The organism is Nonomuraea sp. NPDC050153 (genome assembly GCF_044460125.1).
Taxonomy (GTDB): domain Bacteria; phylum Actinomycetota; class Actinomycetes; order Streptosporangiales; family Streptosporangiaceae; genus Nonomuraea.
Genome location: NZ_JBITJQ010000015.1, coordinates 158812 through 171270, shown reverse-complemented (window position 1 = coordinate 171270; position 12459 = coordinate 158812). Strand labels below are relative to the sequence as shown.

Sequence of the window (12459 nt, the reverse complement as noted above, 5' to 3'; positions counted from 1 at the left end):
GGCTCCACCGCCGACTCGCCCAGCGTCCGACACCTGCGCCACGCCGAGAGCGGCCGGCCCGGACGACGCCTCCCCGCGCAGCCCGGTCACCCCCTCGCGCACCTACGGCAGCGCCCCGAAGACCTCTCCCGATCCCCTGGACACCACTGTTCCGAGCACCGCGGGCACGTCCCCCAGCGCCTCGAACGTCTCCCCCGGCGTTCCGGGCACCCCCTTGAGCACCGCGAACGCCTTCCCTACCGCCCCGAGCACCACTCCCGCGACCGGAGGCCCTTCCCTCACCGGCCCGGGGGCCAAGGACCTTTGCTCCGGCACTCCGGGCGGGACCCCGGGGACCGCGAACGCCTTCCCCAGCGCCTCGGGCCAGGCCCCGGACGCCGCGAACGCCTTCCCCGGAGCCCCGGACACCACCCCCGGGACCGAGCACCGCCTCCCCAGCCCGCCGAGCGCCGCGGACGTCCTCCCCGGCAACCTGTATGGGGCTCCGAGCGTCACGCGCGTCTTCCGCGCCGCCGTTTCGAGGGCCGGTGCCTGTGCCCCCTTTCGTCCCGGAACCTCCTGGTCCGCGCACCCGCGACCGCGCGTCGCCGGCAGGGGCGCGGGCACCCCGATCGTTCATCCTCATCCCCCGCCCAGCGTCGGCACCCCCGCCCGAGCGCCGTTGACCACCGTCCGCGCCGGATCTCCGGCCGGCCACCGTGTCGTCGCCCTCGTCCGCGCGGGCTCCTCCCCTGCCCGGCGGTACGGTGGCGTCCGCGTCGCCGCCCGGACGCGGCGGCGGCACCAATCGCAAATGGGGCCTTCCCCCATGACTCGTGCGGGGCCCCAACCTCTTCGCCGAATTCCCGCGGGAACCGGCCTCAGTCCGCGTATTGTCTCCCCGTCGATCATTACCCTGCGTGGCGTCGGCGATGAGTGTGAGTCGGTTGGCGTCTTGGCTGGTCGTGTCGGTATTTGTGGGTGTTCGCATGGTTGACCTCCCGCCGTGCGGCCCGAGGAAAAGACCAAATAAAGATCAGCAAATCGAACACGGTGTCGATCGAACTCCCGTACGATGTTGTACACCACGCTGGCGACAATTTCGAGGAAGACTCGAACAATTGTTTGAAGATGATCTTCAACAGCGATACGGTCGCTGTGTGCGACATCGGGACCACAGACCGGGAGGTGCGCCGGTGAGGCGGGCCGCCAGTCGAGGAGGAAGAGCATGAGCGAGCAGGATGGCGCCAACGGGGTCAGCGACCTCGCGGTGCGCCGACGCGACTCTCTGGGCCTGACGCCCAGGCAGCGCAAGATCCTTGAAGTCATCCGCGACTCGGTGCAACAGCGTGGCTATCCCCCCTCCATGCGCGAGATCGGCGAGGCGGTGCAGCTGACCAGCACGTCGAGCGTGTCGCACCAGTTGACGGCCCTGCAGCGCAAGGGTTACCTGCGTCGCGACCCGCACCGGCCGCGCGCGCTCGAAGTGCGCCTCCCGGGCGAGCCCGTGCTGTGGGTGGACCCTGACGCGACCGACGAAGAGCCAACGATCAGCCGTCCCACGGCCGCTTATGTCCCGCTTGTCGGCCGCATCGCCGCCGGTGGTCCGATCCTGGCCGAGGAGAGCGTGGAGGACGTCTTCGCGCTGCCCAAGCAGCTCGTCGGCGAGGGCACGCTGTTCCTCCTGCAGGTCACCGGCGACTCGATGATCGAGGCCGCCATCGCCGACGGCGACTGGGTGGTCGTCCGCCAGCAGCCGGTGGCGGAGAGCGGCGACATCGTGGCCGCCATGATCGAGGGCGAGGCCACCGTCAAGACCTTCAAGCGTAAGGACGGCCATGTCTGGCTCGTCCCCCACAACCCCAACTACGAGCCCATCCCCGGCGACGAGGCCAGCGTCCTGGGCAAGGTCGTAGCGGTCCTGCGCCGCCTCTAGCGGGCCAGGGCCCGAGTGGGTCTCGGGCGCGCGTCATACCGCTCGCGCCGCGTTCCGGCGCGCGCCGATAACACCTCCTCAAGGGGCACGTACGGCTCCATCACGCCTCCGGGCCCGGCCGCGTCGCCATCCGACGACCGGGCAGGGCAGGGCACGGCCATCCGGGCCGAGGCTGTTCGGGGCTCGCCGCGTAGTCCCATGTTCAGTCGATCGCGGCACCTGACGGCCGCCGGGCGTGTCGCACGCGTCGGCCGCCGGGCGTTGTCACAACGCACCGGACGTCGTCCGGACCCGCGAGTCACCGCCTCCATGACCGCCTGACGCGGAAGCTCGGCACTCACCGACCGACGCGGAAGCTGGGCGCTCACCGGCTCACGCGGAAGCTCGGCACCTTCCGACCGACCGCGGAAGCTCAGCTCTCACCAGCTGACGCGGAAGCTCGGCACCTCCGACCGATGCGGAAGCTCAGGGCTCACCGGCTGACCGCTGTGCCCGGCGATGAAGGATCACGCTCCAGGCTTACTCCAGCACGAAGCTCGCGCTGCCCTTGAAGGCGCTCGACCCGTCGTTCTGCTCCACCCACGCCGACCCGGCCCGATGTCGCACGAAATAGCCGGGGAAGTTCACCGACTCCAACGAGACCGTGCCGGCACCCGCCAGCCCAGCCCGCCGCACGAAACTGGCGTCCGCGTCGAAAAGGGCCGTCCCATCCCGCCGTTCCAGCCACGCTTCGAAGTTTCGGTGCCGCAGGTGGTGGCCGGGGAAGTTCGTCGACTCCAGAGAGACCGTACCGGCGCCCGACAGCCCCGTGACCAGCCGGAACTGGGAGTCGGCCAGCGGTGCGACGTTGGCCTCCAATCGCACCCGGTAGTCCCGGTGCCGCAGCGCCTGCCCCGGCGTGTCGTACGACATCAGCCGCGCCGGCGTCGCGCCGTCGGGCACCGGGATGCCGAAGTCCGGGGTCCCGTCCGCCCGCCAGTACACCTTCTGCACCCGGGTACGCCGGTTCGGGTCGTTCAGCGGGTCGCCCGAGATGTCGCGATAGTTCCGGTCGTGGTAGACGAGGATGTCGCTCTGCCCGTCCTCGGAGGTCGTGAAGGAGTTGTGGCCGGGTCCGTACTGGCCGGTCGTGGCGCTGCTCGCGAAGACCGGGCCCTGGCTCTTCGTCCACGACGACGCCTGCAGCGGGTCGGCCGTGGCGGAGGCGGTCAGCAGGCCGAGGCAGTAGTTGGCGTCCGTGGCGCTGGCGGAGTAGGTGAGGAAGAGCCGGCCGTTGCGCTGCAGCACCGAAGGCCCCTCGGCGACCTTGTAGCCGCGCGTCTCCCAGGCCAGCGTCGGCACGGTCAGCCGGGTCGTGGCGCCGATGATCGTCCACGGGCTGGCGCCCATGCGCGCGATGTAGAGGTTGGAGTTGGTGGCGATGCCCGGCTCCTGTTGCGCCCACAGCAGGAAACGCACGCCGTTCGCGACGAACGTCGTGGCGTCCAGGGAGAAGGTGTCCCAGGGTGTGGTGATGCGGCCGCGTTCGGTCCAGGAGCCGGTCAGCGGGTTGGCGGCGGAGCTCTCCAGCACGTACATGCGGATCCGCCAGACGTCGTCGGCCCGCCCGGCCGCGAAGTACACGTACCACTTGCCGTTGATGAAGTGGATCTCCGGTGCCCAGATGTGCGCGCCCATCTCGCCGGTGGCGTGCTTGCGCCAGATGACCGTTTCCGGTGCGCCCGCCAGACCCTGGATGGTGGTGGCGCGGCGCAGCACGATGCGGTCGTACTCGGGGACGGTGGCGGTGAAGTAGTAGTAGCCGTCGGTGTGGCGGAAGATGTGCGGGTCGGCGCGCTGGGCGGCGAGCGGGTTGGTGTACTGCACGGCGGGCGAGGCGTGCGCGGAGCCCGGCGACAGCAGGTTGGCGATCACGATGAGCAGCGTAGCCACGGCGACGGCGGCCGATCTCGCGGGCATGGGCTCGTCCTCCCGACTCAGGCTCAGGCCAGCGGTGACGTGACCGTGAACGAGGCGTCCGAGGCGAACACCGACGTCGGTTCCCTCAGGTCCAGCCGCATCTCGTAGTTGTAGTGGCGCAGGTAGCGGCCCGGCAGGTTGTACGACTCGAACGACGTGGTCCCGCCGCCCGCCAGCCCCGCCCGCCCGCAGAAGGTGGCGTCGCTCCTGAAGATCGCCGAGCCGTCGTCGCGCTGCAGGGTCAGCCGCAGGTTGTAGTGCCGCAGGTAGTAGCCGGGCTGGTTGACCGACTGGAAGGAGTAGCAGCCGGAGTGCGCGAGCCCGGCGGTGACGGTGAACGTCGCGGACTGGCGGTCGGTCAGCGAGCTGGAGGCGGAGAGCGGGTCGACGTAGGCGAGCTGGTCGCGGTGGCGTACGTACCGGTCGGGGAAGTTGGCCGAGCGCAGCGACCGGTTGCCGGTGGGCACGGCGGTCGCGTCGCCGGAGTCCTCGCGCAGCACGGTGAAGTGCCTGGCCGTCCCGGACAGGCCGGGCAGTTCCACCTTGGCCCCGAACGACGCCAGGTTCGAGCTGTCGGCGTAGTAGTAGCGCCCGCCCGTGTAGTTGTCGAAGTAGATCCGCCACCTGCCGTCAGGCAGCCGCGTCAGCGCCGGACCCTCCAGGCCGGAGCCCCAGCCCGCCCAGTTCCCGGTGCCGGTGAACGTCCACGGGCCGGTGAGCGAGGTGGCGGTGGCGTGCTCGATGTACTTGGTCGTCTCGTTTTTCAGGAAATTGTGGTACGTGGAACCGGCCTTGACGACGAAGCTGTCGATGTAGTTCGCGGGGATGCCCAGCGGCACCGCAGCGCTCCACGATGACAGCGCGCTGTTGGTGGCAGTGATCCGGTACGGCCTGAACTGCCCCGCCGTGCCGGTCGTCGACGCCGAGAAGATCACGTGCACGCTGCCGTCGGAGTCCTTGAACCACTCCGGCGCCCAGGTGCTGCCGGTCGCGCCGTTCAGGCCGACGGTGACGTTACGCAGGAACGTCCAGGTCACCGCGTCGGCGCTGCGGGCGAACCCGATGGTGTCGCCGGTCCAGTTCGTGGTGTGGACGAGGTAGTAGTAACCGTCGGCGTGCCGCATGACGCTCGGGTCGCGGATCAGGCCGGACGGCGGCGTATAGGCGTTGGCCCTGATGAGGTTGTAGGCGGTGGCGTTCGCCGAGTCGTAGACGTACATGTTCGACTCACTGCTGTTGGTGAACGCGGTCATCAGGTAGTGCGGCGCGGGTCCGACCGCGTGGGCGGGCGGCGCGAGCGCGACGGCCGCGACGGCGACGAGCAGCGCCACGAGTGCCCGGCGAACGCTTCGAGGTGTACGCATCCAGCGGCCTCCGCAACGTTAGCGTTAACATCTCACCGCGCCCGGGGGCGGCACGGTGAGGGCATTCGCGCGTATTCGTATCCCGAGGGCGCAACGGCGTCAATGGCCGGCGACCCGAGTTGCAGCCGGCGTGCGGTGCCATGCCCTATCGGGCGGCGTACAGCTCGTGCGCGGCGGTGATCGCCTGGTCGGCGAAGGCGAGCACGTCGCGCCGGCGTTCGAACGGCGAGCCGTACAAAGACTTCCGGGGTGTGCCGAAGTGCTCGCTCAGCCCGCTGACCGCACTCGAAAGCGTCGGCAGCGCGGTGTCGTCCTCCTCGCGCAGGCGCAGCGCCTCGTTCACCACCCGGTGCCAGCGCTCGGGGAACGCCGTCAACGCGTACTGCCCGGCCCCGGACTTGGAGGTGATCTCGCCGGTCGCCAGCGTGTAGTGCAGCCGGGCGACGCCCGTGACCACCCAGACCGCGTTGTAGCCGCCGAGGCAGGCCAGCCCCCAGGGCGAGGCCAGGTGGGAGGCCCTGGCCACCAGGCGGCGCCAGTACTTGTCGAGGTTCCCGTCGGTCCAGGCCGCCAGGGCGTCTGGATCGTGCCAGATATCCAGCTCGTCGGGCTTGGGGCCGCGGCAGGTCAGGCCGTTCTGGGCGAGCGTGTGCCAGGTGACCGGGTTGAGGCCGCCTCGGGGGTTGATCTTCCCCGCCTGCGCCCGGGGCCGCGTCCCCAGCTCCGCGGGGTCCCGGCCGAGGTCGTCCCAGGTGAGGTAGCAACCTTCGAACGGGTACGCGCCCAACCGGTCGTGAATGCGCTCCACCACCTCGAACGGCGCCTCTGCGGCCGTCACCGCGACGAAGTCCACGTCACTCGCGCCGGGCCGGTAGTCGCCCAGTGCCGCCGAGCCCTCCAGATAGAGACCCTCCACCAGCCCGGGGGCCTCCGCGTCGGCCACCGACAGGTAGGTCTCGACAATGGCATCGACCTTGGGGTTAGACATCATCGCCGCCCAGCCTGCCATACCCGGCCTCGCCGCCTCATCACAATCGATAATCCTAGAATTGCTGCGTGAATGAGGCATATACCCCTGAAGACCTCAGGACATCCCACGATGGCATCAAGTGGTCAGAAGTCGCACCGGGCGTCATCCCCGCATGGGTGGCCGACATGGATCTGGCCACCGCGCCCGAGGTGATCGAGGCGCTGCGGCGGCGGTCCGCCGGAGACCTGGGCTACCCGACCTGGCTCGAACAGCCCTCAGCCGGACCGCTGGCCGAGGCCTTCGCCGAACGCATGACGAACCGGTACGGCTGGCAGGCCGACCCCTCGCTCGTGCGCTCCTTCAACGACCTCAACCAGGCGCTCCAGGTCCTCCTCCACGTCTGGACCCGGCCGGGCGACGGGGTCGCGTTGCACACCCCGGCCTACCATCCGTTCCTGGACACGCTGAAGATCATGGAACGGCCCCTGCATCCGATCCAGCTCCAGCCCGACGGGGACTCGTGGCGCTTCGAGGTGCCCGATCTGTCGGGCTGCCGGGTGCTCCTGCTCGTCAACCCGCACAACCCGACCGGCCGCTCGTTCACCCGCGAGGAGCTGACGGAGCTGGCCGAGCACGCCGAACGCCACGACCTGCTGGTCATCGCGGACGAGATCCACGCGGACCTCACCTTCGAGCCGCACCGGCACATCCCGTTCGCCACGATCCTCCCCGAACGCACCGTCACGCTCACGTCCGCCACGAAGGCGTTCAACCTGGGCGGCATCCGCTGCTCGGTGGCCCACCTGGGACACGCGGGCGTCCGCAAGGCCCTGGAGGCGCAGCCGCCCTTCGTGTTCGGCTCGGCGAACCTCTTCGGCGTCGAGGCCACGGTGGCGGCGTGGCGGCACGGGGACGCCTGGCTGGAGTCGACCCGCGCCCTGCTCGACCGCAACCGCCGCATGATCGCCTCCCGCCTGCCTGCGTCCGTGGGCTACCGGGTCCCGGAGGCCACGTATCTGGCGTGGCTGAACGTGGGGCGGCCGGGGATGGCGGAGGTGTACGAGCGGGAGGCCAGGGTGCGCCTGGTCGACGGGGCGGTCTTCGGGCCGGGCGGCGAGCACTACGTCCGCCTGAACTTCGCGACCACGGAGGCGATCCTGGCCGAGATCCTCGACCGCCTGACCGACGTGCCCTGACCCTGGGTTCTTCCGGGCGTGGCGGGACCACGACACTCCCGCCACGCCGCCGGGCGGCCAGTGCCCGCCTGGCTCCCGGAGACAGTGGCACAGCCCTGCACGGAGGCCGGGGCGCGGCGAAGACCGGCGCCGCGCGAGGTGGTTGCGCGGCGAGCGCGACGTGGCGGGCGCGGCAGCGGGGTGGGCGGGCGTGGCGGCGGCGCGAGCCACCAGCAGGGCGGCGATGTGCGTGCCGGTGGGGTGGCGGTGCGAGCCGCCAGCGGCGTGTCGGTGGGGTGGAGCGGTGGTTGGGGGGTGGGCCCCGACGGCGAGGCGGTCGGGGCGGCAGTTGAGGGCGGTGCGTAGGAAAAGGGGTCAGGACAGCGGCGGGAGGGACGGCGGGGTGGCGGGAGGGTGTTCTTCGAGGGCGGCCAGCGCCAGCTCGATCGCCTTCTCGAGCTGCGGGTCCCGCCCCGCCACCCGGTCCTGCGGCGTGATCACCACCTTGACGTCCGGTTCCACCCCGTAGTTCTCCACACCCCAGCCGTGCCCTTCGAGCCAGAACGAGTACCGGGGCTGCGTGACCCGGGTCCCGTCGACCAGCGTGTAGCGGGAGTCGATGCCGATCACCCCGCCCCACGTCCGCGTCCCCACCAGCGGGCCGATGCCGCGGATCTTGATCCCGGCGCTGACGATGTCCCCGTCCGAGCCGGCGAACTCGTCGGTGATCGTCACGATCGGCCCCCGGGGCGAGTCCTGCGGGTAGCGCATCGGTTCGTAGCCGCGGGCCTGCGTCCACCCCGTGACCTTGCGGGAGAGCTTCTCCAGCACGAGCTCCGACAGGTGCCCGCCGCCGTTCTCGCGCACGTCCACGACCAGCCCGTCGAAGGCCATCTCGGTACGCAGGTCGCGGTGGAACTGCGCCCATCCCGTGGCCACCATGTCGGGCACGTGCAGGTATCCGAGCCTGCCGCCGGAGGCCTCCCGGACGTGGGCGCGGCGGCTCTCCACCCAGTCGTGGTAGCGCAGCCGGACGTCGTCCGCGATCGGGCTGACCACGACGCGGCGCGTGTCCCCGCCGGCGGCGGGCCGTACGGTCAGCTCGGTGGGCTGGCCGGCGGTGCCCGCAAGGAGGGCCAGCGGGCCGCGTACCGGATCCACGGGACGCCCGCCCACCGCGACGATCGCGTCGCCGGTACGGACGGCCACCCCGGGCGCGAGCAGCGGGGAGCGCGCGTCGTGGTCGGAGGACTCGCCGGGCAGGATGCGCACGACCCGCCACACGCCGTCGTCGTCCCTGGCGAGGTCCGCGCCCAGGAGCCCCTGGCGGCGGCGCGGGTCGACGCCGTTGCCGAGGGCGCTCGCGTACGCGTGGGAGGTGCCCAGCTCGCCCTGCGTCTCCCAGAGCAGGTCGATCAGCTCGGAGTGGGCGCCGATGCGCGCCACCAGGGGCTCGTAGCGGTCGAGCACGCCCTGCCAGTCGACGCCGTTCATGTCCTCGCGCCAGAAGTGGTCGCGCATGAGGCGGCCGGCCTCGCGGAAGCCCTGCCGCCATTCGGCGATCGGGTCGATCTCCACGGTGATCCGGTCGAGGTCGATGGTGACCACCTCGTCGCCCTCGGTGGCGGCGCGGGTCTGCAGGCCGTTCTTGCCGTTGATGACGAGCCGGCCGCCGTCGCCGCTGACCTCGAACGAGCGCACCTCCCTGCCCAGCTCGGCCTTGGCGCGCTTCTTGAGGTCGTAACGCTCCAGCACGATCTCGTTGACCGGCTCGGTGCCGTCACCGAGCTGCCCGGCGACGGGGTGGCGCAGCCAGAGCAGCGCGTCCTTGGCGGTACGCAGGTTGCCGTAGCGGCCCGCGGGCACCGGCACCGGCACCACGCGCGAGGAGAGCCCTTCCGGATCGACCTCGGTACGCGGCGCGTCGTCGTCCTTCTTGTCGTCCTTCTTGTCGTCCTTGGCGGGCTTGTCGTCCTCGCCGTTGAACCCGCGCCCCTGCAGGGAGGGGTCGAACGGCGACGGCGTGGTGGCCCGTAGAGGCACGATGTACGGCTTGCATCCGCCCTGGAAGCCCATGTCGAAGACATGCGCGTCGTACACCGGGTCGAAGGTCCGCACCGACAGGAACGCCAGGTGCTTCCCGTCCTTGCTGAAGACCGGGTCGAAGTCGGAGAACCGCACCGGCGTCACGTCGATCACCGACGTCCCGTCGACCCGCCCCATCTTGATCTGCGACAGCGGCTCGTCCTGCGGGTGCACCCAGGCCAGCCACCCCGAGTCGGGCGAGAACGTGAGCCCGCTGACGTCCCCCTGCGTGGTCCGGTCGAGCTGCCGGATATTTCCTGACTCGACGTCGACGACCAGCAGCCGCCCATCGTGCGTGGCGACCGCCACGTGCTTGCCGTCCGGCGCGGCCTCAAGTTCGAGCACCCGCCCGAGCTCCCCGGCGGCCAGCGTCCTGATCTCGCCGCCCGGCGCGCCGATCTCCAGCCCGTCCTCGCCGCCGGCGTCCGACACCCAGACGGCCCGGCCGTCCGCGCCGAGCACGCGCGGCAGCCGTACCCGGACGCCCGCCTGTGCCCGCAGCGCGCCCGCGGGCCCGTCGCGGTGGGTCACCCAGTGCGCGGTGCCGCGGATCTCCACGGCGCTGGCCCGCCCGCCCGCGTCCGGCGAGAACCCGCCGACCCGCAGCGGCGCGGGGCGCTTGGCCCGCCCCGGCCGCGGCCCGCCCAGCGTCACCTCCAGCCGGTACGGCTCCGCGTCCAGGCTCTCCAACAGCCACAGGTCCCCGGCGTGGCTGTAGACGATCCGCTCCCCGTCGCCGGTGGCGTGGCGGGCGTAGAACTCCTCATGGCCGGTGTGCCGGCGCAGGTCGGAGCCGTCGGGCAGGGCCGAGTAGAGGTTACCGACGCCGTCGATGTCGGCCAGGAAGACGAGCCGGTCCCCCACCCAGTTGACCGCCCAGTACTGCGCTGTGCTGTCGGCGAACAGGTGGACGAACTCCCCGTCGCCCTGCGCGTCGACCCAGATCTTGCCGGCCGTGCCGCCCCGGTACCGCTTCCACTGCGACGGCTCGCGCCACATCGGCGACACGGTGGCGACCCGCGCGCCGCTGACGGCCACGTCGCTGACCCACCCGTACGGCAGTCGCGTGGCGGGACCCCCGTCGAGCGGCACCGCGTACGCCCAGTTCCGGCCCCGCTCGCTCTGCCCGGCCGAGGTGGCCGCCAGCACGTCGCCCTCGGCGGTCCAGCCGCGCACGCCGGTCGTGCCGTTACCCCAGTAGGTCAGCCGCTCGCCCTCGGGACCGTCGATCCCGGCCGCGAACACCTCCGGCGCGCCCTCCTTGTCGCTCGTCCACGCGATGCGCGTGCCGTCGGGCGAGAATCTCGGGTGCGACACCGATGCGCGATCGGCGGTGAACCGCCACGCCCTGCCTCCGGACAGGGGAGCCAGCCAGACATCGTCGTCGGCGACGAAGGTGACCACGTCACCGTGGACATGCGGGTATCTGAGGTATGCGCCAATTGTCACACGTGCACACTAATGCCAGATGCCAAGGTCAACCCAAGAATTCTCCCCCGAACGACCCCACCACGTCCCGCGAACTGTCAAGTGCGGGATGTGCCGGAAATGCCCGGGAAGAGGGGGAATTATGAGGTTCTTCGCCCGTCCACACCAGCTCCCGCCCCGCCTGGCGGCCGGAGCCGTCATCCTCAACTCCGGGCTCGGCAAGGTCGACGCCGACGAGCAGACCGCGGCGGGTTTGCACGGCATGGCCGCGAACACCTACCCGTTCCTGCGCGACATGGATCCGGTGGCCTTCACCAGGCTGCTCTCCAGATGCGAGATCGCGCTCGGGACCGCGCTGCTTCTGCCGTTCGTGCCGTCGCTGCTGGCGGGGGCCGCGCTGACGGGGTTCGCAGCGGGTCTGGTGGGCCTGTATCTCAAGACGCCGGGGATGCGACAGGAGGGCGGCCTGCGCCCGTCCGAGCAGGGGATCCCGCTGGTCAAGGACAGCTGGCTGCTCGGCATCGGCATGGGACTGGTGATCGAGGAGCTCCAGGCCGCCGACTAAGGCTGATAAACCCGGGTATCCGGGACGATATGGTACAAATCGGCTACACCTTGATGTCCGAACAGACCCCCGCGCGGGAACTGGTCGACTACGCCGCGGTGGCCGAGCGGATCGGCTTCGACTACGCCGTCATCTCCGATCACTACTTCCCGTGGGTCGAGGAAATGGGGCACTCGCCGTACTGCTGGTCGGTGCTCGGCGCAGCGGCCCAGGTCACCCGGCGCCTGCCGCTCATGACGTACGTGACCTGCCCCATCATGCGCTACCACCCCGCCGTGGTGGCCCAGAAGGCGGCCACCATGGGCGTGCTGAGCGAGGGCAGGTTCACGCTGGGCCTCGGGTCGGGCGAGAACCTGAACGAGCACGTCATCGGCGAGGGCTGGCCGCCCGTCGACACCAGGCACCGGATGTTCGCCGAGGCGATCCAGATCATCAAGCTGCTGTTCGGCGGCGACTACGTCACCTACCAAGGCGAGTTCTACGACGTCGACTCGGCCAAGCTCTACGACCTGCCGGACCGGCCGGTCCCGCTCGCCATCGCCGCCTCGGGCGGCCGGTCCGCGGAGATCGCGGCCGAGTACGCCGACATGCTGGTGGTCAACGACCCGATGCCGGACGTGATCAGGCTGTTCAACGCCGCCGGCGGGCAGGGCAGGCCCGTGTACGGGCAGCTGCCGATCGCATACGACACCGATCCCGAGGCCGCCAGGCAGCGGGCGCACCGGCTGTGGCGCTGGGCCGCGGCCGGCGGCTGGAAGGTCATTGCCGAGCTGCCCGGCCCGGTGAACTTGGCCGCGGCGACCGGCACCGTACGGCCCGAGGACGTGGCGCGTACCGTGCCGTGCGGGAACGACGTGGCCGCGGTCGCGCGAGGCGTCAGGCGGTTCGCCGACGCCGGATACACGCACGTCGCGCTCGTCCAGATCGGGCACGACCAGCAGCAGCCCTTCTTCGACTGGGCGGAGAAGGAGCTGCTGCCGGCCCTGCGCGACCTCTGA

Annotated in this window: 9 protein-coding genes; 4 read left to right on the top strand and 5 right to left on the bottom strand. The window is 71.0% G+C overall.

All coding sequences use genetic code 11. The annotated features are described in order from the left end of the window. Nucleotides 1-102: 102 nt before the first annotated feature. The gene (locus tag ACIBQ1_RS32705) at nt 103-408 is read right to left on the bottom strand and encodes a hypothetical protein (protein WP_397283146.1); all 306 of its coding nucleotides are present in this window, start codon (nt 406-408) and stop codon (nt 103-105) included. A gap of 799 nt (nt 409-1207) precedes the next feature. Between ACIBQ1_RS32705 and lexA the strand changes: the two genes are divergently transcribed. After that, nucleotides 1208-1915, top strand: a complete 708-nt coding sequence (lexA, locus tag ACIBQ1_RS32700) for a transcriptional repressor LexA (protein WP_397283145.1) — start codon at nt 1208-1210, stop codon at nt 1913-1915. Nucleotides 1916-2434: 519 nt separating this feature from the next. Here lexA and ACIBQ1_RS32695 read toward each other — a convergent pair. The 3 genes from ACIBQ1_RS32695 to ACIBQ1_RS32685 all read right to left on the bottom strand — a co-directional run bounded on the left by ACIBQ1_RS32695 (nt 2435) and on the right by ACIBQ1_RS32685 (nt 6229). Further along, complete coding sequence (locus tag ACIBQ1_RS32695; protein ID WP_397283144.1) at nt 2435-3874, bottom strand: family 43 glycosylhydrolase; 1440 nt, start codon at nt 3872-3874, stop codon at nt 2435-2437. Nucleotides 3875-3897: 23 nt separating this feature from the next. After that, a complete protein-coding gene (locus ACIBQ1_RS32690) occupies nt 3898-5238 on the bottom strand; it encodes a glycoside hydrolase family 43 protein (RefSeq protein WP_397283143.1) in 1341 nt (446 codons plus the stop codon). Between the two features lie 145 nt (nt 5239-5383). Further along, nucleotides 5384-6229, bottom strand: a complete 846-nt coding sequence (locus tag ACIBQ1_RS32685) for an aminoglycoside adenylyltransferase domain-containing protein (protein ID WP_397283142.1) — start codon at nt 6227-6229, stop codon at nt 5384-5386. Between the two features lie 65 nt (nt 6230-6294). On the opposite strand from ACIBQ1_RS32685, the gene ACIBQ1_RS32680 reads away from it, so the two are divergent. Next, nucleotides 6295-7404: a MalY/PatB family protein gene (locus tag ACIBQ1_RS32680; RefSeq protein WP_397283141.1), complete on the top strand. Its 1110-nt coding sequence runs from the start codon at nt 6295-6297 to the stop codon at nt 7402-7404. Nucleotides 7405-7758: 354 nt separating this feature from the next. On the opposite strand, the gene ACIBQ1_RS32675 is transcribed toward ACIBQ1_RS32680, so the two are convergent. Then, on the bottom strand, nt 7759-10917 hold the full coding sequence (locus tag ACIBQ1_RS32675) for a PDZ domain-containing protein (RefSeq protein WP_397283140.1): 3159 nt from the start codon (nt 10915-10917) through the stop codon (nt 7759-7761). A gap of 121 nt (nt 10918-11038) precedes the next feature. On the opposite strand from ACIBQ1_RS32675, the gene ACIBQ1_RS32670 reads away from it, so the two are divergent. Beyond that, entirely contained in the window at nt 11039-11461 is a 423-nt protein-coding gene (locus ACIBQ1_RS32670; RefSeq protein WP_397283139.1) for a hypothetical protein, read from the top strand. 29 nt (nt 11462-11490) lie between these two features. Further along, the gene (locus tag ACIBQ1_RS32665) at nt 11491-12459 is read left to right on the top strand and encodes a TIGR03557 family F420-dependent LLM class oxidoreductase (protein WP_397283138.1); all 969 of its coding nucleotides are present in this window, start codon (nt 11491-11493) and stop codon (nt 12457-12459) included.